This is a genomic window from Streptomyces sp. NPDC087787, assembly GCF_044743035.1.
In the GTDB taxonomy this organism is placed as follows: domain Bacteria; phylum Actinomycetota; class Actinomycetes; order Streptomycetales; family Streptomycetaceae; genus Streptomyces.
The window spans coordinates 204230-228446 of the sequence record NZ_JBIUVQ010000006.1 but is presented as its reverse complement, the minus strand read 5'-3'; the positions used below and the strand labels follow the sequence as shown (position 1 = coordinate 228446).

The 24217-nt window shown below is 71.0% G+C and carries 27 protein-coding genes and 1 pseudogene; 19 read left to right on the top strand and 9 right to left on the bottom strand.

The annotated features are described in order from the left end of the window. Nucleotides 1-2 precede the first annotated feature (2 nt). Both ACIOWN_RS12535 and ACIOWN_RS12530 read right to left on the bottom strand, forming a co-directional pair. Nucleotides 3-587, bottom strand: a complete 585-nt coding sequence (locus tag ACIOWN_RS12535; protein ID WP_362348165.1) for a helix-turn-helix domain-containing protein — start codon at nt 585-587, stop codon at nt 3-5. A gap of 57 nt (nt 588-644) precedes the next feature. Then, nucleotides 645-1115, bottom strand: coding sequence for an Lrp/AsnC family transcriptional regulator (locus ACIOWN_RS12530; RefSeq protein ID WP_362348163.1), 471 nt, complete (start codon nt 1113-1115; stop codon nt 645-647). 123 nt (nt 1116-1238) lie between these two features. Here ACIOWN_RS12530 and hppD point away from each other — a divergent pair, with 123 nt between their 5' ends. Beyond that, on the top strand, nt 1239-2387 hold the full coding sequence (gene hppD, locus ACIOWN_RS12525; RefSeq protein WP_362348162.1) for a 4-hydroxyphenylpyruvate dioxygenase: 1149 nt from the start codon (nt 1239-1241) through the stop codon (nt 2385-2387). A gap of 93 nt (nt 2388-2480) precedes the next feature. Here the strand turns inward: hppD and ACIOWN_RS12520 are convergent, their stop codons facing one another. Continuing rightward, the gene (locus ACIOWN_RS12520) at nt 2481-2858 is read right to left on the bottom strand and encodes a hypothetical protein (protein ID WP_401982016.1); all 378 of its coding nucleotides are present in this window, start codon (nt 2856-2858) and stop codon (nt 2481-2483) included. Between the two features lie 93 nt (nt 2859-2951). Here ACIOWN_RS12520 and ACIOWN_RS12515 point away from each other — a divergent pair, with 93 nt between their 5' ends. Continuing rightward, nucleotides 2952-4361: an FAD-linked oxidase C-terminal domain-containing protein gene (locus ACIOWN_RS12515; RefSeq protein WP_362348159.1), complete on the top strand. Its 1410-nt coding sequence runs from the start codon at nt 2952-2954 to the stop codon at nt 4359-4361. 11 nt (nt 4362-4372) lie between these two features. On the opposite strand, the gene ACIOWN_RS12510 is transcribed toward ACIOWN_RS12515, so the two are convergent. Next, on the bottom strand, nt 4373-4786 hold the full coding sequence (locus ACIOWN_RS12510; protein ID WP_362348157.1) for an SsgA family sporulation/cell division regulator: 414 nt from the start codon (nt 4784-4786) through the stop codon (nt 4373-4375). A gap of 195 nt (nt 4787-4981) precedes the next feature. On the opposite strand from ACIOWN_RS12510, the pseudogene ACIOWN_RS12505 reads away from it, so the two are divergent. The 3 genes and pseudogenes from ACIOWN_RS12505 to ACIOWN_RS12495 all read left to right on the top strand — a co-directional run. Further along, nucleotides 4982-5125, top strand: a pseudogene (locus ACIOWN_RS12505) (DUF2510 domain-containing protein); the annotation flags it as partial. 1182 nt (nt 5126-6307) lie between these two features. Next, nucleotides 6308-6931: an RDD family protein gene (locus ACIOWN_RS12500; protein ID WP_362348244.1), complete on the top strand. Its 624-nt coding sequence runs from the start codon at nt 6308-6310 to the stop codon at nt 6929-6931. Between the two features lie 119 nt (nt 6932-7050). After that, a complete protein-coding gene (locus ACIOWN_RS12495) occupies nt 7051-7809 on the top strand; it encodes an RDD family protein (RefSeq protein WP_362348155.1) in 759 nt (252 codons plus the stop codon). A gap of 24 nt (nt 7810-7833) precedes the next feature. On the opposite strand, the gene ACIOWN_RS12490 is transcribed toward ACIOWN_RS12495, so the two are convergent. After that, nucleotides 7834-8148 carry a hypothetical protein gene (locus tag ACIOWN_RS12490; protein WP_362348153.1) on the bottom strand — a complete coding sequence of 105 codons (315 nt, stop codon included), beginning with the start codon at nt 8146-8148 and terminating at the stop codon, nt 7834-7836. 462 nt (nt 8149-8610) lie between these two features. On the opposite strand from ACIOWN_RS12490, the gene ACIOWN_RS12485 reads away from it, so the two are divergent. Together ACIOWN_RS12485 and ACIOWN_RS12480 are read left to right on the top strand one after the other, a co-directional pair. Then, nucleotides 8611-10959: an immune inhibitor A domain-containing protein gene (locus ACIOWN_RS12485; protein ID WP_362348152.1), complete on the top strand. Its 2349-nt coding sequence runs from the start codon at nt 8611-8613 to the stop codon at nt 10957-10959. Between the two features lie 121 nt (nt 10960-11080). Further along, nucleotides 11081-11419 carry a hypothetical protein gene (locus tag ACIOWN_RS12480; protein ID WP_100569300.1) on the top strand — a complete coding sequence of 113 codons (339 nt, stop codon included), beginning with the start codon at nt 11081-11083 and terminating at the stop codon, nt 11417-11419. Between the two features lie 30 nt (nt 11420-11449). On the opposite strand, the gene ACIOWN_RS12475 is transcribed toward ACIOWN_RS12480, so the two are convergent. After that, nucleotides 11450-12037: an isochorismatase family protein gene (locus ACIOWN_RS12475; protein ID WP_326802649.1), complete on the bottom strand. Its 588-nt coding sequence runs from the start codon at nt 12035-12037 to the stop codon at nt 11450-11452. Between the two features lie 133 nt (nt 12038-12170). Beyond that, nucleotides 12171-13517, bottom strand: coding sequence for a nicotinate phosphoribosyltransferase (locus tag ACIOWN_RS12470; RefSeq protein WP_401982010.1), 1347 nt, complete (start codon nt 13515-13517; stop codon nt 12171-12173). Between the two features lie 157 nt (nt 13518-13674). On the opposite strand from ACIOWN_RS12470, the gene clpS reads away from it, so the two are divergent. From clpS to ACIOWN_RS12430, 8 genes are all read left to right on the top strand, one after another. Next, complete coding sequence (gene clpS, locus ACIOWN_RS12465; RefSeq protein WP_362348148.1) at nt 13675-13992, top strand: ATP-dependent Clp protease adapter ClpS; 318 nt, start codon at nt 13675-13677, stop codon at nt 13990-13992. An 11-nt stretch (nt 13993-14003) separates the two neighbouring features. Beyond that, nucleotides 14004-14612, top strand: coding sequence for a DUF2017 domain-containing protein (locus tag ACIOWN_RS12460; RefSeq protein ID WP_401982006.1), 609 nt, complete (start codon nt 14004-14006; stop codon nt 14610-14612). 437 nt (nt 14613-15049) lie between these two features. Continuing rightward, nucleotides 15050-16468, top strand: a complete 1419-nt coding sequence (locus ACIOWN_RS12455) for an amino acid permease (RefSeq protein WP_401982004.1) — start codon at nt 15050-15052, stop codon at nt 16466-16468. Nucleotides 16469-16661: 193 nt separating this feature from the next. Then, nucleotides 16662-17084 (top strand): Mov34/MPN/PAD-1 family protein, encoded by a 423-nt coding sequence (locus tag ACIOWN_RS12450; protein ID WP_401982001.1) that lies wholly within the window; start codon nt 16662-16664, stop codon nt 17082-17084. An 89-nt stretch (nt 17085-17173) separates the two neighbouring features. Continuing rightward, nucleotides 17174-17269 carry a putative leader peptide gene (locus tag ACIOWN_RS12445; protein ID WP_322741148.1) on the top strand — a complete coding sequence of 32 codons (96 nt, stop codon included), beginning with the start codon at nt 17174-17176 and terminating at the stop codon, nt 17267-17269. Nucleotides 17270-17410: 141 nt separating this feature from the next. Next, the gene (locus ACIOWN_RS12440) at nt 17411-17698 is read left to right on the top strand and encodes a MoaD/ThiS family protein (protein ID WP_362348141.1); all 288 of its coding nucleotides are present in this window, start codon (nt 17411-17413) and stop codon (nt 17696-17698) included. Nucleotides 17699-17715: 17 nt separating this feature from the next. Continuing rightward, nucleotides 17716-18666, top strand: a complete 951-nt coding sequence (locus ACIOWN_RS12435; protein WP_326802645.1) for a cysteine synthase — start codon at nt 17716-17718, stop codon at nt 18664-18666. A 175-nt stretch (nt 18667-18841) separates the two neighbouring features. Further along, complete coding sequence (locus tag ACIOWN_RS12430; RefSeq protein ID WP_401981998.1) at nt 18842-19342, top strand: hypothetical protein; 501 nt, start codon at nt 18842-18844, stop codon at nt 19340-19342. Between the two features lie 109 nt (nt 19343-19451). Here the strand turns inward: ACIOWN_RS12430 and ACIOWN_RS12425 are convergent, their stop codons facing one another. Beyond that, nucleotides 19452-19904 carry a type II toxin-antitoxin system PemK/MazF family toxin gene (locus ACIOWN_RS12425; protein ID WP_401982140.1) on the bottom strand — a complete coding sequence of 151 codons (453 nt, stop codon included), beginning with the start codon at nt 19902-19904 and terminating at the stop codon, nt 19452-19454. Between the two features lie 219 nt (nt 19905-20123). Between ACIOWN_RS12425 and ACIOWN_RS12420 the strand changes: the two genes are divergently transcribed. After that, on the top strand, nt 20124-20876 hold the full coding sequence (locus ACIOWN_RS12420; protein WP_398142408.1) for an MBL fold metallo-hydrolase: 753 nt from the start codon (nt 20124-20126) through the stop codon (nt 20874-20876). 86 nt (nt 20877-20962) lie between these two features. On the opposite strand, the gene ACIOWN_RS12415 is transcribed toward ACIOWN_RS12420, so the two are convergent. After that, nucleotides 20963-22219 carry a PTS transporter subunit EIIC gene (locus tag ACIOWN_RS12415; protein WP_401981995.1) on the bottom strand — a complete coding sequence of 419 codons (1257 nt, stop codon included), beginning with the start codon at nt 22217-22219 and terminating at the stop codon, nt 20963-20965. 314 nt (nt 22220-22533) lie between these two features. Between ACIOWN_RS12415 and ACIOWN_RS12410 the strand changes: the two genes are divergently transcribed. From ACIOWN_RS12410 to rdgB, 3 genes are all read left to right on the top strand, one after another. After that, the gene (locus tag ACIOWN_RS12410; protein WP_358728209.1) at nt 22534-22767 is read left to right on the top strand and encodes a PTS glucose/sucrose transporter subunit IIB; all 234 of its coding nucleotides are present in this window, start codon (nt 22534-22536) and stop codon (nt 22765-22767) included. 87 nt (nt 22768-22854) lie between these two features. After that, nucleotides 22855-23592: a ribonuclease PH gene (rph, locus tag ACIOWN_RS12405; RefSeq protein WP_100569286.1), complete on the top strand. Its 738-nt coding sequence runs from the start codon at nt 22855-22857 to the stop codon at nt 23590-23592. Between the two features lie 14 nt (nt 23593-23606). Continuing rightward, nucleotides 23607-24209, top strand: a complete 603-nt coding sequence (rdgB, locus tag ACIOWN_RS12400) for an RdgB/HAM1 family non-canonical purine NTP pyrophosphatase (RefSeq protein ID WP_401981991.1) — start codon at nt 23607-23609, stop codon at nt 24207-24209. The last annotated feature ends 8 nt before the right edge of the window (nt 24210-24217 follow it).

Below are 24217 nucleotides of genomic sequence, written 5' to 3'. Positions count from 1 at the left end.
TCTCAGTCCGTGCGGGTGGGGAAGACGTGCGTGTGGACGCGCACCATCTCGGTGTCCGGGGTGCCGTCCTCGGGGGCCAGGGCCCGGTAGCTCTCCAGGAGTTCGTGCATCTTCTCGATGAGGCCGAGGGCGAGTTCGGGCGTCAGGCGCAGGGTCCAGTCGCTCATGTCCGAGGCGCGGGTCCAGGCCTCGGACCAGTCGTGCCTGGTGCCGAGCCAGGTCGACAGTTCTCGTGTGCGCGTGTTGGCGAGCTCGTGCAGGAACAGGTCCGCGGCGCCGCGGACTTCGGGGTCGGGGTCCTTCAGCAGCGTCTCGTCGAAGCTGACCCCTCCGTGGGCCGCCCGCCACCAGCGCTCGCGGCCCTTGCCGTGCTCGGGCGCGTCCTCGACGAAGCCGTGCGCGGCGAGCTGGCGCAGGTGGTAGCTGGTGGCTCCGCTGGACTCGCCGAGCTTCGCGGCGAGTTGGGAGGCGGTGGCCGGCCCGCCGCGTCGCAGCGTGGTCAGCAGCCGCATGCGCAGCGGGTGCGCCAGACCGCGCAGTGAGCGGGCGTCAAGAGTACGGATCTGATGGTCCGGGGGCTCGTCCATGCATGCAAAGGTAGCGTTGCAAAGAGAGTTTTGCAACGGGTTCTTTGTAACCGGATCTCACTCCTCCGACGCGGCCTGCTCCACCAGCGGGATGATCCGCAGCGGCACCGGGTTCTCCATCACGATCGCCGTCGACGCCCGGTCGATGCCCTCGAAGTCCACCACCCGGTCGATCACCCGCTGGAGGTCGGCGTTCGAACGGGCCACCAGCCGGCACAGCATGTCCCCCGAGCCGGTGGTGGTGTGCAGTTCCAGCACCTCCGGCACGGCCGCCAGATGCGCCCGTACGTCCGCCCCCTGCCCCTGGCGGATCTCCAGCGTCGCGAACGCCGTCACCGGATAGCCGAGCGCCGCCGGGTCCACCTCCGGGCCGAAACCGCGGATCACCCCCCGCGCCTGGAGGCGGTCGAGACGCGCCTGGACCGTCCCCCGTGCCACCCCCAGCCGCCGCGACATCTCCAGCACGCCGATGCGCGGCTCACGCGCCAGCAGCACGATGATGCGGCCGTCCAGATGATCGATCGCCACGTTCCGCCTCCCTGATGGTCATCCTGTACAGAAAGCCCGAAGCTTGCCCGCCTCCGCTGAGCACATTGCCCAGCGGAAGCGAGAACTATTGCGCACCTTGCGAGACCGGGTGACCCTTCCGCTATGACGCAGACCACAGACCTCACTCCCGACACGACCGCCCGGCAGGCCGACCCCTTCCCGGTCAAGGGAATGGACGCGGTCGTCTTCGCCGTGGGCAACGCCAAGCAGGCGGCGCACTACTACTCCACCGCCTTCGGCATGAAGCTGGTCGCCTACTCCGGACCGGAGAACGGCAGCCGCGAGACCGCGAGCTACGTACTTGAGAGCGGCTCCGCCCGGTTCGTGTTCACCTCGGTGGTCAAGCCCGCCACCGAGTGGGGCACCTTCCTCGCCCGGCACGTGGCCGAGCACGGCGACGGCGTCGTCGACCTCGCCATCGAGGTCCCGGACGCGCGGGCCGCGTACTCGTACGCCATCGAGCACGGCGCCCGCTCGGTGACCGAGCCGTACGAGATGAAGGACGAGCACGGCACCGTCGTCCTCGCCGCGATCGCCACCTACGGGCAGACCCGCCACACCCTGGTCGAGCGGTCCGGCTACGAGGGCCCGTACCTGCCCGGCTACGCGGCCGCCGCCCCCATCGTCGAGCCGCCCGCCCAGCGCTTCTTCCAGGCCGTGGACCACTGCGTCGGCAACGTCGAACTCGGCCGGATGAACGAGTGGGTCGAGTTCTACAACAAGGTCATGGGCTTCACGAACATGAAGGAGTTCGTGGGCGACGACATCGCGACCGAGTACAGCGCGCTGATGTCGAAGGTCGTGGCCGACGGCACGCTCAAGGTCAAGTTCCCGATCAACGAGCCCGCCGTCGCCAAGAAGAAGTCCCAGATCGACGAGTACCTGGAGTTCTACGGCGGCGCCGGCGTCCAGCACATCGCGCTCAACACCAACGACATCGTGCAGACCGTACGCGCGATGCGCGCCGCCGGTGTCGAGTTCCTGGACACCCCCGACTCCTACTACGACACCCTCGGCCAGTGGGTCGGCGACACCCGCGTGCCCGTGGAGACCCTGCGCGAGCTGAAGATCCTCGCCGACCGCGACGAGGACGGCTACCTGCTGCAGATCTTCACCAAGCCGGTCCAGGACCGCCCGACCGTCTTCTTCGAGCTCATCGAACGGCACGGCTCCATGGGCTTCGGCAAGGGCAACTTCAAGGCCCTGTTCGAGGCGATCGAGCGCGAGCAGGAGCGCCGCGGCAACCTCTGAGCCCGCCGCCGCGAGCACGCCCGCCGCGCTCCCGGCACCCTGTCCGCCCGCCCGCCGCGACACCCGCGCGGCGGGCGGGCCGCTTCGCGGTGCTCACCGTGCCGGGGCGACACCCGCCGCGTGCCGGCCCCGCTCGACGTGGGCGGCCCCGAGCACGGCCCACGCCCCGGCGCCCGACGGGCGCGCCCGCGGGTGCTGGTCCCGCCCGGTGATCAGCGCCGTCGGACCGGGCAGCGAGGCCGGCACCCCGGCACCCACCGCGGCCGGCGCCACCCCGGGGGCCGGCACCGTCGGCCGGGGCGGCCCGGGCGCCCTCGTCCCGTCCCGATGCGCCGGCAGCATCAGCCACACCGTGCCGAGCGCGCCGGCCGCCACGAGCAGGGTGAGGAGCACCCGGCGCACCCGGCGGGACAGGCACCGCCGCGGCTCGCTGGTCACGGACGTGTCCGGGCTCGGCAGAGGGTTCTCCATGGCGCACACTGTGCGTCAGGACGGCGGCCCTCACCCGGCAGGCCGAGGGGCGGGGCCGACGGGGTTCACACCGATGGCCGCGGGTGCGAGGCTGTGATCGTGAGCCGCATTGAAGCCGCACCTGACGAAGCACAGGGCAACCTCCTCGCCGATCGGCTCCTCGCGGGCCTTCCGGCCGAGGCTGTCCTCATCGATCCCGATGTCACGGCCTCCTACGCCAACGACATGGCGAGCTTCTGCCCGTCCGGCGTCCCGGCCGTCGTCGTTCTGCCGCGCACGGTGGAGCAGGTCCAGCACATCATGCGCACCGCCACCGAACTGCGGGTCCCGGTCGTGCCGCAGGGCGCCCGCACCGGCCTGTCCGGCGCGGCCAACGCCTCCGAGGGCTGCATCGTGCTGTCCCTGACAAAAATGGACCGCGTGCTGGAGATCAGTCCGGTCGACCGGATCGCGGTCGTCGAGCCGGGCGTCGTCAACGCGGCGCTCTCCCGCGCGGTGAACGAGCACGGCCTGTACTACCCGCCGGACCCCTCCAGCTGGGAGATGTGCACCATCGGCGGCAACATCGGCACCGCCTCCGGCGGTCTGTGCTGCGTGAAGTACGGGGTCACCGCCGAGTACGTGCTCGGCCTGGACGTCGTGCTGGCCGACGGGCGGCTGATGTCCACCGGCCGCCGCACCGCCAAGGGCGTCGCCGGATACGACCTGACCCGTTTGTTCGTCGGCTCCGAGGGCTCGCTCGGCATCGTCGTACGGGCCGTCCTGGCGCTCAAGCCGCAGCCGCCGCAGCAGCTCGTGCTGGCCGCCGAGTTCGCCTCCGCGGCCGCCGCCTGCGACGCCGTGTGCCGGATCATGACGGGAGGGCATGTGCCCTCCCTGCTGGAGCTCATGGACCGTACGACGGTGAAGGCCGTCAACGACCTCGCCCACATGGGCCTGCCGGAGACCACCGAGGCGCTGCTGCTCGCCGCCTTCGACACCCCGGACCCGGCCGCCGATCTCGCCGCGGTCGCCGAGCTGTGCGAGGTGGCCGGCGCCACCCAGGTCGTCCCCGCCGACGACGCCACCGAGTCCGAGATGCTGCTGCAGGCGCGGCGGCTGTCGCTCACCGCGCTGGAGGCCGTCAAGGGCACGACGATGATCGACGACGTGTGCGTGCCCCGCTCCCGGCTCGGCGAGATGCTCGAAGGCATCGAACGGATCGCCGAGAAGTACCAGCTCACCATCGGTGTCTGCGCGCACGCGGGCGACGGCAACACACACCCGACCGTCTGCTTCGACGCGCGGGACCCCGACGAGTCGCGGCGCGCCCGCGAGTCCTTCGACGAGATCATGGCCCTCGGCCTCGAACTCGGCGGCACCATCACCGGTGAACACGGCGTGGGCGTGCTGAAGAAGGAGTGGCTGGCGCGCGAGATCGGGCCGGTCGGGGTCGAGATGCAGCGGGCGATCAAACACGCCTTCGACCCGCTGGGCATCCTCAACCCCGGCAAGCTGTTCTGACGCCCGCGCGTTCACTGGGCGAGCAGGCCGGCCAGCTCGTCGTCGATGCCGAGCTGCTCGCCCTCGCTGCCCGGCGGCATCAGGCGCAGCGTGCGCTCCAGCCAGGCCGCCACCTGCGCGGCGGGCGCCTCCAGCAGGGCCTCGCCGTCGGGCGCGCTCAGCGCCAGCAGGACCACGCTGCGGCCCAGCGCCTTCGACGGCCACACCCGCACGTCGCCGTCCCCGCACGGCCGGAACACCCCCTCCACGAGCAGGTCACGCGCGAACGTCCAGTGCACGGGGTGCTCGGAGTCGATGTGGAAGGCGACGTGCACGGCGTAGGGGTCGTCGGTGCGGTAGGCGAGCCGCGCCGGGACGGGGACGTCGTACTCGGGCGACAGGATCATTCTCAGTTCCAGTTCGCGCTCGGCCACGGTGTGCCGCATGGGCCCTCTCCTCTCTCCGCACGGGCCTCTCGGCGGGCCCGTGTGAAGGGAGAGGGCGCCGGACGCCGGGCATTACGCGAGTCGCCCGAACTTTTTCGATCCGAATGTCGCGTGATCGTGAAGCAGGTGTACGAGGTTGCCCGGAAAGGAGTGGGTCCGGCCGGACCGGACGTGTCGCCTGCCTCGGTCTGATAGATGTGGAGGCCCCCAAGACGGCCCCCGAGCAGATACGGGACGACGGACATGAGCGCCCCAACCCCGGCACCCGGTGACGACAGGCCCCGCGAAGGCTACTACCCGGACCCGTCCATCCCTGGCTACGTCCGGTACTGGAACGGCGCCGCCTGGGTGCCGGGCACCAGCCGCCCGGCGCCGGCCGACGGCGAGCCGCTCGGCCCGCCGCCCGGCGCGGGCTCCGCGGCGGCCTTGGCGGTCGAGGAGACGGGGCCGCACTTCTTCGACGAGGACCCCGTCGCGGCACCGCGGGGAGGCGGGCCCGAAGCGGCGTCGGCGTGGGGCGCCGACCGCAACCGGCAGTCCGGATTCGGCGAGCAGGACCACCGCGTCTCCTGGGGCGCCCCGGCCCCGGCCGACCCGAGGCTCGCCCACACGACGGACCCCACGGCCCACCCCGCCACCGGCCACCCCGACGGCACGTTCGTCTTCCGACGGCCTGCGACGGGAGACGCCGCGGGGGCCCCGGGTGACGCCGCTCCCGGTGTTCCGGGGCCGGGCGCGCCCGTCGACGAGGGCACGGTGACCTTCCGGACGGTGCCTCCCAGGAACCCGGCGGCAGGCGCGCCGGGCGTCCCCGGTCAGGGCGCACCCGCGTCCGGGGTCCCGTCCGGTGGCGCCGGGCCCGCAGGTGCTCCCGCTGCCGGCGGCCCCGGTTTCGGGGCCGGGAAGGCCGCCGCCGCGCGGGCGGCAGCCGCGCAGGCACCGGGCCAGGCCGGTCCCCGGCCGGGCACTGCCTCGGCCCGGACGCCGGGCCGGTTCGAACTCCCGCCGGGTACTGCCGCCGCACAGGAGGCGGCCCAGGCCGGCTCGCGGCCGGGTGCCGCTTCCGCGCAGGGGGCGGGCCAGGCCGGCCCCTGGCCGGGCGCCGCCGCTGGTCAGGTGCCGGAGCAGGCCGGATCGCAGCCGGGTGCTGCCTCGGCCCAGGCGCCGGGCCAGGCTGGCCCCCCGCCGCGTGGTGCCGCCGCGCAGGGAGTGGGTGAGGCCGGTTCCTGGCCGGGTGCTGCCTCGGGTCAGGGGCCGGGTCAGGTCGGGTCCCCGCCGGGTGCTGCCTCTGGTCAGGGATCGAGGCAGGTTGGGTCCCGGCCGGGTGGTGCCGCCGTGCAGGGGGCGGGTGAGGCCGGTTCCTGGCCGGGTGCTGCCTCTGGTCAGGGATCGGGGCAGGTTGGGTCCCGGCCGGGTGGAGCCGCCGCGCAGGGGCCGGGGGGCACCTCCGCTGCTGCCTCGGTCGCGTCAGCGGGGGCCGCGTCGGGCCCGCCCGGTGCGGCGGATCCCGGTGTGTCGCCGATGTCCAGTGGTTCCGGTGGAGGGCAGTCGTCCTGGGCGCAGCAGGTGCACCGGCTCGCCGGCTCGGGCGAGCAGCAGCCCGGCGCGCCCTGGAAGCCGCCGGTCGAGGACCCGTTCCAGGCCGCGGCGCGACGGCAGGCGGCGGCCCGGCCCGCCGGGCTCGGCAAGAGGCTGGCCGCCCGGCTCGTCGACTCCGTCGTCCTCGGGGGCGTCACCGCCGTGGCCGCCGTACCGCTGGGCACCAAGGCGATCGACCACGTCAACGGCAAGATCGACGAGGCCAAGCTGTCCGGCCGCACGGTGACGGTCTGGCTCCTGGACGGCACCACGGGGACGTACCTCGCCGTCGTCCTCGCCGTCCTGCTGCTCGTCGGCGTCGTCTACGAGGTGCTGCCCACCGCCAAGTGGGGCCGCACCCTGGGCAAGAAGCTGTGCGGACTGGAGGTGCGGGACATCGAGGGCCACGAGCCCCCGTCGTTCGGCCCGGCCCTGCGCCGCTGGCTGGTCTGGGGCGTCCCGGGGCTGCTCGGCATCGGTCTCGTGGGCATGGCGTGGTGCCTGTTCGACCGCCCGTGGCGCCAGTGCTGGCACGACAAGGCGGCGCACACGTTCGTGGCGGGCTGAGAGCCGGCGGGCCCGGCGGGGGCGACTCCGACCTCGCGCGCCGGTCCCGTGCGGTCCCTGCTCATCCGTACGGCCGCGCACCGGATGCGAGGCCGCCGGGGCCGCGATCCACTCGGCGCATGAGCACCGAACCGCCCCCCGGCTCCGGACAGCGGCCCCCTTCCCCCGGAGGACGGCGACCACCCCACGGCGACGGCGCGTGGGGCGGCGGTCAGGGTGAGGGAAATCCCGGCGAGCAACCCCCGCCCCCCGGCGAGCAGCCGCCTCCCGGCGGTGGGCCGTACGGCGGTGCACCACAGGGCGGCGGCGGCCCCTACGGCCCGCAGGGCGGCGGCTACGGCGGCGGCCCCTACAGAGGCGGCCCCTACGGAGGCGGCCCCCGGGGCGGCGGTCACGGCGGCGGCCCCTACGGCGGTGACCCGCTCGCCGGTATGCCCCCGCTCGCCGACAGCGGCAAACGCACCCTCGCCCGGATCATCGACCTGGTCCTGGTCGGCATCGTCGTCACCCTGGTCACCTGGGCCCTGCGGGTCAACGAGTACGCGGTCAACTCCGGGAACGTACAGGTCGGCAAGTCCGTGGCGCAGTCGGCGGTCGGCCTCGTGCTCTACATGGCCTACGACACCTTCATGATCTCCCGGTACGGGCAGACCCTGGGCAAGAAGTGGCTGGGCATGCGCGTGGCCAACCTCGACGACGGCTCCACCCCGTCCGTCCCGACCGCGCTGGCACGCGCGGCGGTGCTCTGGATCCCGTTCTGGTTCTGCTGCGCCTGCCTGTGGCTGGCGATCAGCGGCGGCTGGAGCTTCTTCGACCGCCCCTACAAGCAGGGTCTGCACGACAAGGGGGCCAAGACGGTGGTGGTCAGCACCGGTTGACCTCGCCTCCGGGCGCCGGGGAAGTCAGGGGGCCGTTGGCCCCCGTACCGGCTCGACTCCGGCCGGGACGGGTTCCCGGTGTGCCCGCGCCCGCACCCGGGCCCGTGCCTGCGGTCGCGCCTGCCGGCCGTCGGTCTTCCGGGCGCCGGCCGGCTCGGTCGCGTGTGCCTTCGGCATCGGCACCGTCATGGCGACCAGGAGCCCCAGCGCGAGTGCCGCGAGGGCGATGACCACGATCCCCGGGCCCGAACTCGTCCGGGACAGCAGCAGCATGGCGAGCGTCGAGAGGATCACGGTGCAGGAACCGTAGGCGAGCTGTGCGGCGGTCGGACGAGGCATGGCAATCGGTCCTCGGAAGTGGGGGCCTCCCCCCGTGCCTCTCGCTGCGGGGGAGGGAGCGGACAGGGATGCAGGTGTGACGCGGGTGTCGACCTGGCTTTCCACCGGTTTCCTGGCGGTCCGTCAATCGACCCTATTCGCCTGTGTGCCCGAGAGGAACCGCTGGTAAGCGCGACCTGACCCCTGGTGCCGGTGCACGGGGGGCGCACGGAGTCATGCCGTCCACCCAGTGGACGGGCGCACGCGCCCGGAGGGGCCGTTCGGCCCTGGCTCGTCCAAGTCCGCGAAACGATCGCCCGCTTCGCATAATGCACTTGACGGGTTCAAGTCAAGATCTGTTTTTTCTTGCGAACGTCTAGTCGAATGGCGTCACTTGACTACACGCGTTTCACCGTGCGCGGACCTTCACATGTCCCATGATCCCCCTTCCGCACGCACGGACGCGTCAGGGAAGGACCACAAGTGACCAGTAGACGCTGGACGTTCAGAACGACCGCGATCGGTGTGGCGCTCGCGGCGGCCACCGCCACGTTCTCGACGTTCGCCGTGGCGGAGGCCGCGACGACGGCAGACTCCGCCTCCGTGAACCGGCACGACCCGCAGCCGGTGGCGCAGCACTCGCACGACCTGGACGGCCCGCTGAGCAAGACGCAGAAGGCCCAGCGCCAGGAGGCCCTGAGCCAGGTCATCGCCGGCAAGGCCAAGGTGCAGGACCGCAAGGGCTCCAAGGTCGTCGAGCTCAAGGGCAAGAAGGGCGACACCAAGTACGTCGAGCTGGGCCGGGAGAAGACCGACAAGATCTTCACCATCCTGGTCGAGTTCGGCGACAAGGCGGACCCGAAGTTCGGCGGCACCCCCGGTCCGCTGCACAACGAGATCGCCGCGCCGGACCGCAAGAAGGACAACTCCACGGCCTGGCAGAAGGACTACGACCAGAAGCACTTCCAGGACCTGTACTTCGGCACCGGCAAGAACACCGAGTCGGTGAAGAAGTACTACGAGACCCAGTCCTCGGGCCGCTACTCGGTCGACGGCACGGTCTCCGACTGGGTCAAGGTGCCGTGGAACGAGGCCCGTTACGGCAACAACGCGTGCGGCTCCACCAACTGCCCGAGCGTGTGGAACATCGTCAGCGACGGTGTGAACGCCTGGGTCGCCCAGCAGAAGGCGGCCGGCCGGACCGACGCCCAGATCAAGGCGGACCTGGCCCAGTACGACCAGTGGGACCGCTACGACTACGACGGCGACGGCAACTTCAACGAGCCCGACGGCTACATCGACCACTTCCAGATCGTGCACGCCGGTGAGGACGAGTCCGCCGGCGGCGGCGCCCAGGGCACCGACGCGATCTGGGCCCACCGCTGGTACGCCTTCGGCACGGACGCCGGCGCCACCGGCCCCGAGTACAACAAGCTCGGCGGCGCGCAGATCGGCGACACCGGCATCTGGGTCGGCGACTACACCATCCAGCCGGAGAACGGCGGCCTCGGCGTCTACGCCCACGAGTACGGCCACGACCTCGGCCTGCCGGACGAGTACGACACGGCCGGCGGCGAGAACTCCACCGGCTTCTGGACGCTGATGTCCTCCGGTTCCTGGCTCGGCCGCGGCAAGGAAGCCATCGGCGACCTGCCGGGCGACATGAACGCCTGGGACAAGCTCCAGCTCGGCTGGCTGAACTACGACGTCGCCAAGGCCGGCGTGAGCTCCGCGCACAAGCTGGGCCTGTCCGAGTACAACACCAAGCACCGGCAGGCCGTGGTGGTCTCCCTGCCCGACAAGGCGGTCACCACCACGATCGTCACTCCGGCCCAGGGTGCCATGCAGTGGTGGAGCGGCAGCGCCAACAACCTGAAGAGCACGCTGACCCGGTCCGTGGACCTCACCGGCAGGACGTCGGCCGCCCTCACCCTTGACGGCTGGTACGACATCGAGGCCAACTACGACTTCCTCTACACCGAGGTCTCCACCGACGGCGGCGCCAACTACACCGCCCTGGACGGCACGGTGAACGGGCAGCCGATCCCGCGCGACGGCAGCGGCAACCCGGCCCTGCACGGCTCGGTCGACGGCTGGAAGAAGCTGTCGTACTCCCTGGACGCCTACGCGGGCCAGAAGGTGCTGCTCCGCTTCCGCTACCAGACCGACGGCGGAGTGGCGCTGAAGGGCTTCACGGCCGACCGGATCGCGCTGACCGCCGACGGCTCGGTGGTCTTCGCGGACGACGCCGAGACCGCGGACCCGGCGTGGACGGCGAACGGCTTCTCCCGTATCGGCGCGTCCTTCAGCAAGGACTACAAGCAGTACTACATAGCCGAGAACCGCCAGTACGTGTCGTACGACACCACGCTGGAGACCGGCCCGTACAACTTCGGCTTCGCCGACCGTCCGGACTGGGTGGAGCACTACGCGTACCAGAACGGTCTGCTGATCTGGAAGTGGGACACCTCCCAGGCCGACAACAACACCAGCAAGCACCCGGGTGTCGGCCGGATCCTCCCGGTCGACTCGCACCCGGACGCGCTGCGGTGGTCCGACGGCACGCTGATGCGCAACCGCATCCAGACCTACGACTCGACGTTCAGCCTGTACGGCACGGACGGCATCACGCTGCACAAGGCGGGCGTCGCGACGAAGATCAAGTCGTCGAAGGGTGTGTCGGTCTTCAACGACCGCACCAACACCTACTACGACCCGGCGAACCCGGCCGGCGGTGTCAAGATCACTGACACCAACACCAAGATCAAGATCACCAAGGAGGCCAAGGACGGCTCCACGATCGAGCTCGAGGTCGGCAGCGCGCTGAAGTAATCGGCATCAGCGCTGGTCAAGCGCGTATCGGCGGCAACCCCCTGGCGGGTTGCCGCCGATCGTGTTTAGGTGCGTCCTGTGACCCGCTTATTGACACCGACCGGAACGGGGAAGTGACCGCATGGCCGCAGGAGGTTTCTGCAAGCTGCCGAACGGCACCGTGGTGGTGGCGCTGAACCTGCCCAGCCCCGCCGTCGACGGCACCGGCGGCGTGCGCGTGCTCGTCCACGCGCAGAACCGCGCCCGGGCCCTGACCCGGCTGCGCAACCTGGGCCTGCGCGCGGTCTACCTGCGGGGCAACGCGGCCCCGCCGACCCCGGACGAGGTCACCGCGGTCCTGCACCACCCCGACGGACTGATATGGCGCACGTCCCCCGGCGACACCGTCGGCGCCCCGGAGCTGTGGCACCCGATCAGAGCCCTGCTGCGCAGACCCCCGGCCCACCACCAGCCCTCGTGACAGCCGGGCCCTCAGGGGCCTTGGTACCGGCTAGGCGACCACCGGTTTGCCGGTGAGGGTCACCCCCGCCTGGCGCAGGTCCTCCAGGGCCCGGTCCGTGGTGGACCGGGAGACCCCGGCCGTGAGGTCGAGGAGGACCTGGGTGCGGAAGCCCTCCTTCACGGCGTCCAGGGCGGTGGCGCGGACACAGTGGTCCGTGGCGATTCCGACCACGTCCACCTCGTCGATCTGCCGGGCCCTGAGCCAGTCGGCCAGCGGCTCGCCGTTCTCGTCGGTGCCCTCGAAGCCGCTGTAGGCCGCCGAGTACGCGCCCTTGTCGAAGACCGCGTCGACGGCGCCCGAGGCGACGGCGGGGGCGAAGTTCGGATGGAAGCCCACCCCCTCGGTGCCCGCGACACAGTGCGCCGGCCAGGAGCGGACGAAGTCGGGGTTGTCGGCGAAGTGGCCGCCGGGCGCGATGTGGTGGTCCCGGGTGGCCACCACGTGCCGGTAGCCCGCGGGAGCCTGCCCGATGAGCTCGGTGACGGCGGCGGCGACGTCGGCGCCCCCGGCCACCGCGAGGCTGCCCCCCTCGCAGAAGTCGTTCTGCACATCGACGACGATCAAGGCGCGACGCATGGGCGGTGTCCTTCGGCTGTCGGATCGGTGGGCGGAGCAGGCGCGGGGCCGGTCGTGAGGCCAGGGGCCCGGGAACTCCGCCACTGGGACGGGAGGGGACCTTCGGGGGCGTACCGAAGCGGGGGCACGCGCTTTAGCTACCCGACCCCCGGTGCACGTACTCCGTCGGAAGGACGGGTTCCCCCCTGGACAGCTGGGTCGCCGACAGCGGCAGGTTGGCACGGGCGGCCGCGTGCCGCTCCCGGGCCGCGTCCAGCGGCTCGCGGGCGACCACCTCGCCGCCCTTGACCAGCTCCACCAGGAGCTGCCGGCCGGCCAGGGCGTCCGGCACCGGACCGGTACCCACGACCTCGGCCTCCGCGACCCCGTACGCGTCCAGCCGGCGCGCCGCCCACTTGCGGCCGCCGACGGAGGTCTTGCCGCCGGTGGACTTCTTCGCCACCGGCACCAGCGGCGCCCCGGCGTCCCCGCTCCCGGCGCGCGCGACCAGCTTGTAGACCATGGACGCCGTCGGGTGCCCGGAGCCGGTGACCAGCTGGGTGCCGACGCCGTAGGCGTCCACGGGCGCCGCCGCCAGCGAGGCGATGGCGTACTCGTCCAGGTCGGAGGTGACGATGATCCTCGTGTCCCGGGCGCCCAGCTCGTCGAGCTGCTGCCGCACCCGGTGCGCGACCAGCAGCAGGTCGCCGGAGTCGATGCGCACCGAGCCCAGCTCGGGCCCCGCGATCTCGACGGCCGCACGGACCGCCTCGGCCACGTCGTAGGTGTCCACCAGCAGCGTGGTGTCCCGGCCGAGCGAGTCGACCTGCGCCTGGAAGGCGTCCCGCTCGCTGTCGTGCAGCAGGGTGAAGGCGTGCGCGGAGGTGCCCACGGTCGGGATGTTGTAGCGGAAGCCGGCGGCCAGGTCGGAGGTGGAGTTGAAGCCGCCGAGGTAGGCGGCCCGCGAGGCGGCGACCGCGGCCAGCTCATGGGTGCGGCGGGCGCCCATCTCTATCAGCGGGCGGCCCTGGGCGGCCGAGGACATCCGCGAGGCGGCGGCCGCGATCGCCGAGTCGTGGTTGAGGATCGACAGGATCACCGTCTCCAGCAGCACGCACTCGCCGAACGAGCCCTCCACCCGCATGATCGGCGAGCCCGGGAAGTACACCTCGCCCTCGGGGTAGCCCCAGATGTCCCCGCCGAACCGGTAGCCGGCGAGCCACTCCAGGGTCGGCTCGTCCACCACCCGGCGCTCGCGCAGGAACCTGAGGACGTCCGCGTCGAAGCGGAAGTTCTCCACCGCGTCCAGCACCCGCCCGGTACCGCCCACGACCCCGTAGCGGCGCCCGTCGGGCAGCCTCCGGGTGAAGACCTCGAACACGCTGCGCCGCCCGGCCGTCCCCGACCTCAGCGCGGCCTGGAGCATCGTCAGCTCGTAGTGATCGGTGAACAGAGCCGTCGAGGGAACGTCCACCGGCAGCCCGAGGTCAGCAACGCCCACCGAAGCTCTCCTAGCCATGTCGTGCGGGTGCCCCCGACGCCCGGCCGGGGGTCCGGGGGCGGTCCCCGGATGATGTCTGGCGAAGAATCGTACTCCTATTTCGTCAGACTGACGATTTGGCTCACCGTTTATGCGAGTACCCCCTCGGGATGGCAGCATGGGCCCTGTGACGGCAGCCGCACCCATGGAGATCGAGAAGACCGAGTCGGCGGAGGAGGTCTTCGCCGTACCCGAACCCGACGTGCCCTGGGTGACGATCGTGCACAACGACCCCGTCAACCTCATGAGCTATGTGACGTACGTCTTCCAGACGTACTTCGGCTACTCCAAGGACAAGGCCACCAAGCTCATGCTCGACGTCCACCACAAGGGCCGGGCGATCGTCTCCAGCGGGAGCCGTGAGGAGATGGAACGGGACGTGCAGGCCATGCACGGCTATGGTCTGTGGGCCACCCTCCAGCAGGACCGGAAGTAGCGACTGCCTCCATGCCCGGAACCTTCGAACCGCTCCCCGGCGGCGGCGCGTCCGTCGCCCTCGACGACGTCGAGATCTCCATCATCCGCTCGCTGGCGGTGCAGCTCCTGGAGCTCATCGGCCCCGGCCCCGCCGAGGACGACGTCCCCGCCGACCCGCTCGCCGAGCTGTTCGCCGAGGGCCCGAGCGAACCGCCGTCCGACCCCGTCCTCAAGCGGCTCTTCCCGGACGCCTACCGCGACCCCGAGCAGACCGACGGCAACCCGCAGGAGGCCGCGGAGCAGCGCGCCCACTCCGCCGAGTTCCGCCGCTACACCGAGAACGACCTGCGGGCCGGCAAGCGTGAGAACGCCCTCGCGGTGATCCACTCGCTCAACGCGCTCACCCCCGGCGAAGGTGGTCTCGCGGTCCTCGAACTGACGACGGCCGAGTCCCGGCAATGGCTCGGCGCGCTCAACGACCTTCGCCTCGCCATCGGTACCCGGCTGGAGATCACCGACGAGGACGACACGGACGACTTCTACCTCCTCCCGGACGAGGACCCGCGCAAGCCGATGGTGATGGCCTACCTCTGGCTGGGGGGCCTCCAGGAGACCCTCGTCACCACGCTCATGGCTTAGCCTCCCCGCCGCGGCCCGGTCCTCGCGCCGCGTGTTCGAGCACTCGCGTGCCGTAGTCATGCGCCATGACCACATGCCGTGATCCGCCCCGGCATATCCGGATTTCGCGTTCGCTCAGAGGACGCTCAAATCCGGATAACGATCGTGTCACCGCGACGGCCGGGTATGGGTGCGCCCTGCGCGCTTCGTCCGCTTCTCCCCGTGGGATGCATCACACAGCTTCCCGTCGACCAGTGTTGCGGCCGTGATAAATCTTCACGATCGCCCGGCGGACACCACCCATGTCCGGCCGGGTGCGCCACCGAGCCGGCAACAGCCGGCCAGGCACGGCGGATCCGGGGAGACCCGGAAACGCACTCCATCAATCCGGGGGGATCGAAACCCGATCCGGGGCCGAACGAGGGCCCGGGGTCGGCATGGAGAAAGGCGCACACCACATGACCTCAGAGCAGGTCACGGAGGCCCCCGAAGAGGGGTACGAGCGCGGTCTCGGCAGCCGCCAGGTCCAGATGATCGCCATCGGCGGCGCCATCGGCGTCGGGCTCTTCCTGGGCGCGGGGGCGAACATCGCCAAGGCCGGACCCAGCCTCATCGTCATGTACGCCCTCGCGGGCCTCATCATCTTCTTCATCATGCGGGCGCTCGGCGAGCTCCTGCTCTACCGCCCCGTATCCGGCTCCTTCGCGGAGTACTCGCGCGAGTTCCTCGGCCCGTTCTTCGGCTTCTTCACCGGCTGGACGTACTGGCTGATGTGGGTGGTGACCGGAATGGCCGAGCTGACGGCCGCCGCGATCTACGTCCACTACTGGTTCCCCGCCATTCCGCAATGGGTGACCGCGCTGGTGTTCCTGGTGGTCCTCTTCGTGGCCAACCTGATCTCCGTGAAGCTCTTCGGCGAGATCGAGTTCTGGTTCTCGATGGTCAAGGTCACCGCCCTCATCGGCATGATCGTGATCGGTCTGGGCGTCCTCACCTTCGGCTTCAGCGCCGCCGGCGACACCGCCGCCGTCAGCAACCTCTGGGCGTTCGACGGCTTCTTCCCCAAGGGTGTCGGCTCCTCCCTGATGACCCTCCAGGGCGTGATGTTCGCCTACCTCGCCGTCGAACTGGTCGGCGTCACCGCGGGCGAGTCCGAGGACCCGGAGAAGACCCTCCCCAAGGCGATCAACACCCTGCCCTGGCGCATCGCCCTGTTCTACGTCGGCGCCCTCACCGTCATCCTGTGCGTGGTGAAGTGGACCGAGTTCGCCCCGGGCGTCAGCCCCTTCGTCAAGGCGTTCGCGGTCATCGGCATCCCGGCCGGCGCGGGCATCGTGAACTTCGTGGTGCTCACCGCGGCCCTGTCCTCCTGCAACTCCGGCATGTACTCCACCGGCCGCATGCTGCGCACCCTCGCCGACAACGGCGAGGCACCCCGGTTCTTCAGCCGCCTGTCCAGCTCCAAGACCCCGGCGCTCGGCATCACCGTCTCCGTCGCCTTCATGGGCATCGGTGTGGTGCTGAACTACATCGTCCCGGAGAAGGCCTTCGGCTACGTCACCTCCGTCGCCACCGCCGCCGGCATCTGGACCTGGCTGATGATCCTGATCAGCCACGTCCTGTACCGCCGCGGAGTCGAGGCGGGCCGGCTGCGCGCCTCCTCCTTCCCCGCCCCCGGCGGCGCCAAGCTCTCCTACGTCGCCATCGTGTTCCTGCTCTTCGTCACCTGCCTGATCGCGTACGACGCCGACTCCCGTGTCTGCCTGTACGTGATGGCCGGGTGGACCGCCGCCCTGGCCGTCGGCTGGGTGATCCTCAAGAACCGCAACCCGCAGGTCGCCGACAGCGGCGAGCAGCAGCTCGAGAAGGTCGGCTGACCCCGCGGCTCTCCCCGACCGGACGTCCCGGCGGGAGCGGGCCCCCAACCCGCTCCCGCGGCCGCTCAAGACGTCCGCGATGTGGGCCGTTCCGTACCGGACTCCGGTACGGAACGGCCCACCCGTCGCCCGCCACCACCCTGCCTGACGCGCTGCGCGCGGCTCCTTTCTTCGCCTGTCTATGCTGGCCGCCATGCTGACCCTTACCCAGGCCCTTCACGACCAGATCGTCGCCCACGCCCGCAAGGACCACCCCGACGAGGCGTGCGGCGTGGTGGCCGGACCCGCGGGATCCGGGCGGCCCGAGCGGTTCGTCCCCATGGTGAACGCGGCCCGCTCGCCCACCTTCTACGAGTTCGGCTCGCAGGACCTGCTCAAGCTCTACCGCGAGATGGACGACCGGGACGAGGAGCCCGTGATCGTCTACCACTCGCACACCGCGACCGAGGCCTACCCCTCCCGCACCGACATCAACTACGCCAACGAGCCCGGCGCGCACTACGTCCTGGTCTCCACGGCCGACACCGACGGGCTCGGCGAGTTCCAGTTCCGCTCGTTCCGCATCGTCGAGGGCGAGGTCACGGAGGAGGAGGTCAAGGTGGTGGAGACGTACTGAGCGCGGACCGTCTCGTGACGTGGATGGGAAGTGTCCGAGTTCCGAGATCGCACTCCGGGTCCCGCACCGGGAATCGATACGATGACCGCATGGTTCTCCACGACGTGAGCGACAAGACGCCGGGCATGCTGCTCGTGGCGCGGCTGCACGTCGACCTGTGCAGGCTGAACAGCGCCATCTGTTGACGTTCCGCGCCGCCGCACGGCCGTGAGGGCCGCGGCGCTCCCCAGTGCCGAAAGCCTGGGGGTACCCATCGTGCGCCCGGCCGCGTCCGAGCCGGGGGATCCACACCCCGACGACATCCTTACCGACAGGAGCCCGCAACCATGGCCATCGAGGTCCGCATCCCCACCATCCTCCGCCAGTACACCGACGGCCAGAAGGCCGTCGACGGCAACGGGGAGACCCTCGCCGAGCTCTTCGCCGACCTCGAGACCCGGCACCCGGGCATCCAGGCACGCATCGTCGACGAGGCGAACGGCGCGCAGCTGCGCCGCTTCGTCAACGTCTACCTGAACGACGAGGACGTGCGCTTCCTGGACGGCATCTCCACCAAGCTCGCCGACGGCGACAACGTGACGATCCTGCCGGCGGTGGCCGGCGGGATGCGCTGATCGGCCGCTGAGCAGCGATGCGCTACGACTCCCCGCTGGCCGCGGTGGGCAACACCCCCCTGGTGTGCCTGCCGCGGCTGTCGCCGTCGGCCGAGGTCCGCCTCTGGGCCAAGCTGGAGGACCGCAACCCGACCGGCTCGGTCAAGGACCGGCCCGCCCTGCACATGATCGAGCAGGCGGAGAAGGACGGCCGGCTCACCCCGGGCTGCACGATCCTCGAACCCACCTCCGGCAACACCGGCATCTCGCTGGCCATGGCGGCCAAGCTCAAGGGCTACCGCATGGTGTGCGTGATGCCCGAGAACACCTCGCAGGAGCGCCGGGACCTGCTCGGCATGTGGGGAGCGGAGATCATCCCCTCCCCGGCCGCGGGCGGTTCCAACACCGCCGTGCGCGTGGCCAAGGAGCTGGCCGCCGAGCACCCGGACTGGGTGATGCTCTACCAGTACGGCAACCCGGACAACGCCGGTGCCCACTACGCCACCACCGGCCCCGAGATCCTCGCCGACCTGCCCTCGATCACACACTTCGTCGCCGGCCTCGGCACCACGGGCACCCTCATGGGCGTCGGCCGCTACCTGCGCGAGCACAAGCCGGACGTGCGGATCGTCGCCGCCGAGCCCCGCTACGACGACCTGGTCTACGGACTGCGCAACCTCGACGAGGGCTTCGTCCCCGAGCTCTACGACGCCTCCGTGCTCACCACCCGCTACTCGGTCGGCTCCGCCGACGCGGTCACCCGTACCCGTGAACTCCTCCAGCAGGAAGGCATCTTCGCCGGAGTCTCCACCGGCGCCGCCCTGCACGCGGCGATCGGCGTCGGGAAGAAGGCGGTCAAGGCGGGCGAGAGCGCCGACATCGTGTTCGTCGTCGCCGACGGCGGCTGGAAGTACCTGTCCACCGGCGTCTACACCGCGGCCACCACCGAGGAGGCCATCGAGACCCTCCAGGGGCAGCTCTGGGCGTAGGGCCTCTCGTTCGGCGTTTGGACAGAGCCCCGGCCGTCGAAGCGGCCGGGGCTCCGGCGTGCGTGGGGGAGGGGATCCTGATGTGCTGGAGAAACGTCACACGGGTACGTCACATTGGCAGAGGGACAGGGCACGGCATCGGTGTCCCGGGCTCAGCAGAAAGGCGGCCGCCCCCATGCGCCGTTCGACGCTTCACGCCGGCATCGTCACCGCCGCGGCGGCGACCCTGCTCCTCGCCGGCTGCGGCGCGCGGCACGACGGCGCGGGCTCCGGCACGGACGGCGCCCCCTCCCGGCCGACGGCCGGACCGGCCTCCCCGCCCGCATCCGCCTCGCGGCGGCCCGGATCGGCCCCCGCCTGCACGGACCGCGCCGAACTCACCGCCGCCGACTCCGGACGCACCCTCTGCCTGACCGTCGGCGGACAGGTACGGCTCACCCTGGACGGCACCGAGGACCGTCCCTGGACACCGGTCAGGGCCGGCGGCACCGCCCTGCGCGCCGCCAACGCGGGCATCGTGCTCCTGCCGGGCGACGCCGTCGCCGCCTTCGACGCCGTCACGCCCGGAACGTCCCGGCTGACCTCCGTCCGCCCGCTGTGCGCGGCGGGCCACGGCCGGACCGCGTGCCAGGGCATCCGGCAGTGGACGGTCACCGTGCGGGTGACGGAGCCATGAGCCCGGTACGCCGGGGCCCACGGACACGGCAGCGGCACGCCGGTCCCGTTCCGCCGGGGCGTCCCGTTCCGCCGGGCCGTCCCGATCAGCTGGGGCGCGCGTGTTCCCGTCAGCCCGCCAGGTACCGCACCTGGTCCCAGAGCACCGGGTCCACGACGCCCACCCGGCGACGGAAGTCCCACAGCGGCACCTCCCGGACCTCGGCCGTCTCCACGAAACTGGTCCGCCCCTGCGCGTCCCCCACCGAGCCCGGCGGCAGCGGGATCACTCCGGAGCGCTTGTCGTGGTACCTGCTGGTGATCTCCGCGACCCGGGCCCGCTTGCCGTGCACCGCCAGCACCAGACACGGCCGGTCCTTCGCCCCCGGCCCCTCGCCGTGGGGCATGCCGGCCCACCAGATCTCCCCGGGGTGCGGACGCGCCGCGGCACGGCGGCCCGCCGGGCGACCGGGACGCAGCCTCCCGCGAGGCGGCCGGTGGCCCCGCCCCCAGCCGTCGACGAGCGTGGCGACGAGAGCGAGCAGCACCACCGCCGCGAGCGCCAGCCACCAGGACGTGTCCACAACCATGACGTTACCGGCGCGCGACCCTCGGTGCGCGCCCTTGAGCGCTCCTCCTGAGCCCCAGGTCCAGCCGAACCGGTGACACCACAGGTGAGTTCGCCCACAACAGCCCTTGGCGGAGGAGCGACCGGACGTATCCCGCCTTACGCTCGACGGACCGCACGACCCCCGTCACCTTCCTCTTTTTGAAGTTTTCCCGCCAGCGGAGGTTTCTGCTTCATGAAGCTCACCGTCGTCGGCTGCTCGGGGTCGTTCCCGTCCGCGGAATCGGCCTGCTCGAGCTACCTCGTCGAGGCCGACGGCTTCCGGCTGCTTCTCGACCTGGGCAACGGCGCCCTGGGCGAACTGCAGCGCCACTGCGGTCTCTACGACCTCGACGCCATCTTCCTGAGCCATCTGCACGCCGACCACTGCATCGACATGCTCGGCTACTTCGTCGCGCGCTACTACCGGTACGACGGAGGCCGCTGCGAGCCCATCCCGGTGTACGGGCCCGAGGGCACCGAGCACCGGCTGACCACCGCGTACGCCGACACCCCCACCGCCTCCTCGATGAGCGAGGTCTTCGACTTCCACACGGTCAAGCCCGGCACCTTCGAGATCGGCCCCTTCACCGTGCACACCGAGCGGGTGGCCCACCCCGTGGAGGCCTACGCCATCCGCGTCGAGCACGGGGGGCGGGCGCTGACGTACTCCGGGGACACCGGGGTGAGCGAGGCGCTGGAGGAACTCGCCCGGGACAGCGACCTCTTCCTGTGCGAGGCCGCCTTCACGGACGGCAAGGAGACCATCCCCGATCTGCACCTCAACGGCCGCGAGGCAGGTGAGGCCGCCGCGCGCGCCGGAGTCCGCCGCCTGGTCCTCACCCACATCCCCCCGTGGACCGACCCGCAGATCAACCTCGCCGACGCCCGCACGGCCTACGCGGGCCCGGTGGAGCTCGCGGCGCCCGGAGCGACGTACGACCTCTAGGGTCTTTTCGTTCTCCCAGGGCCCCAGCACGCAAAAGGCCCCCGGAGTCACGGGACTCCGGGGGCATTCTCATGCCGTGACCGGGCTCACGCCTTGGTGAGTTCCTCGGTCTCCTCCTCGGGCTCGCGGCCCGGGGTGGGGAGGTTGAACCTGATGATCGCGAACCGGAAGGTCACGTAGTAGACGGCCGCGAAGACCAGGCCGATCGGGATGATCAGCCAGGGTTTCGTCGCCAGGTGCCAGTCGAGCACGTAGTCGATGAAGCCGGCGGAGAAGTTGAAGCCCGCGTGGACGCCCAGGGCCCAGGTGATCGCCATCGACGCGGCGGTGAGCACGGCGTGCAGCGCGAACAGGAGCGGCGCGATGAACATGAAGGAGAACTCGATCGGCTCGGTGACACCGGTGACGAACGAGGTCAGGGCCAGGGACACCATCATGCCGAGCACGACCTTGCGGCGCTCGGGGCGGGCGCAGTGCGCGATGGCGAGCGCGGCGGCCGGCAGACCGAACATCATGATCGGGTAGAAGCCGGACTGGAACAGACCGGCGGACGGGTCACCGGCCAGGAAGCGGCTGATGTCGCCCCGCACGACCTCGCCGGCGGAGTTCTTGAAGTCACCGAGCTGGAACCAGGCCACCGTGTTCACGAACTGGTGCATGCCCACCGGGATCAGCGCGCGGTTCACCGCACCGAACAAGGCGGCCCCGCCCGCGCCGAGACCGGTCATCCACTCGCCGAAGCTGCTGATGCCCGTACCGATCGGCTTCCAGACCAGGGCGAAGAAGACACCCACCACGATGCCGACGAAGGCCATGATGATCGGCACCAGCCGGCGGCCGTTGAAGAAGCCGAGCCAGTCCACCAGCTTCGTGCGATGGAACCGCTGCCAGAGCACGGCGGCGAGCAGACCCATGATGATGCCGCCGAGCACTCCTGGGTCGTTGTAGGTGGCCTCGACTATCTTCCCCTTCTCGATGTGCTGCTCGGTCAGGGGGAAGGCCTGGAGGACCTTGCTGTAGACGAGGAAGCCCACCACCGCGGCCAGGGCGGTCGAGCCGTCGGACTTCTTGGCGAAGCCGATGGCGACACCGATGCAGAACAGGATCGGCAGAGACGTGGTCAGCGCGCTGCCTGCGTTGTCGAACACGGCGGCGACCTTGTTCCAGCCGAGGCCGTCCTTGCCGAAGATGTCGTCCTGGCCCAGGCGGACCATGATGCCGGCCGCCGGCAGAACGGCGATCGGCAGCTGAAGACTGCGGCCGACCTTCTGCAGGCCCTGGATCAGGCCGGAACCCCGCTTCTTCGCGGGTGCCGCCGTCGGTGTCGCGCTGGCGGTGGTCATTGACGTCCTCCATCGGGTGGTGGTCTACACCACTCACTGGTGTAGACCTGTTGTAGCACGATGAAGGGGGCCAAGGAACCCGTGATTCCGCGACCGAACCACTACGCGCCGTGTGGATTCGAGGTCTGTGTCGGTGATGAGGGGGAGCGGTGGGCGTCGAGCGCGCATGATCCACGCGTACGCTGGTGTAGACCAGTTGGCGACGGTTTCGCTGCCATGAGCGCACCATTCTGCACACATAGCACGGCCGCTCGCAAAGGTGGTCCAAGTGTGGGTTACTGCGACAAAGCGGATCGGATCAGGGGAGAAGGAACATGGCCACCAAGGCTGAGAAGATCGTCGCCGGGCTCGGCGGCATCCAGAACATCGACGAGATCGAGGGCTGCATCACCCGACTCCGCACCGAAGTGCACGACGCCTCCCTGGTCGACGATGCCGCCCTCAAGGCCGCCGGTGCCCACGGCGTCGTCAAGATGGGCACCGCCATCCAGGTCGTCATCGGCACCGACGCCGACCCGATCGCCGCGGAGATCGAAGACATGATGTGAACCCCGCGGCCCGCCGCGGTTCACCTTCGAGGGGCTCCTCCCGATGCGGGAGGAGCCCCTCGTGCGTGGGGGACTACGCTCGACGCCATGTCTCGTATTGACGGCCGCACCCCCGAACAACTCCGCCCGGTCACCATCGAACGCGGGTGGAGCAAGCACGCCGAGGGCTCCGTCCTCGTCTCCTTCGGCGACACCAAGGTCTTCTGCACCGCCTCCGTCACCGAAGGCGTCCCGCGCTGGCGCAAGGGCAGCGGCGAGGGCTGGGTCACCGCCGAGTACTCCATGCTGCCGCGCGCCACCAACACCCGCGGCGACCGTGAATCGGTCAAGGGCAGGATCGGCGGCCGCACCCATGAGATCTCCCGCCTCATCGGCCGCTCCCTGCGCTCGGTCGTCGACTACAAGGCACTGGGCGAGAACACCATCGTCCTGGACTGCGACGTCCTCCAGGCCGACGGCGGCACCCGCACCGCGGCCATCACGGGCGCCTACGTGGCACTGGCCGACGCCGTCGCCTGGGCCCGCGGCAAGAAGCTGATCAAGGCCGGCCGCCAGCCGCTCACCGGCACGGTCAGCGCCGTCTCCGTCGGCATCGTCGGCGGCGTGCCGCTGCTCGACCTCTGCTACGAGGAGGACGTCCGCGCCGAGACCGACATGAACGTCGTCTGCACCGGGGACGGCCGCTTCGTCGAGGTCCAGGGCACCGCGGAGGCCGAGCCCTTCGCCCGCGAGGAGCTGAACAGTCTCCTCGACCTCGCGGTGGCCGGCTGCGCCGACCTCACGGCGATCCAGCGCACGGCACTCGAGACGGCCCTGGCGAAGTAGAGGAGCAGCCCCGCATGACCCGCTTGATCCTCGCCACCCGCAACGCCGGAAAGATCGTCGAACTCCGGGCGATCCTGGCCGACTCCGGGCTGCCCCACGAACTCGTGGGTACCGACGCCTACCCGGACGTCCCCGACGTCAAGGAGACCGGCGTCACCTTCGCCGAGAACGCCCTGCTGAAGGCCCACGCCCTGGCCCAGGCCACCGGGCTGCCCGCGGTCGCGGACGACTCCGGCCTCTGCGTCGACGTCCTCGGCGGCGCCCCCGGCATCTTCTCGGCCCGCTGGGCCGGCCGCCACGGCGACGACAAGGCCAACCTCGACCTGCTCCTGGCGCAGCTCTCCGACATCGCCGACGACCACCGCGCCGCCCACTTCGCCTGCGCGGCGGCCATCGCCCTGCCCGACGGCAGGGAGCGGGTGGTGGAGGGCCGACTCCGCGGCACCCTGCGCCACGAGCCCGCGGGCACGAACGGCTTCGGCTACGACCCGATCCTCCAGCCCGACGGCGACACCCGCACCTGCGCGGAGCTGTCCCCCGACGAAAAGAACGCGATCAGCCACCGCGGCAAGGCGTTCCGCGCGCTGGTACCGGTGGTGCGGGAGTTGTTGGGCTGACTTGCAAA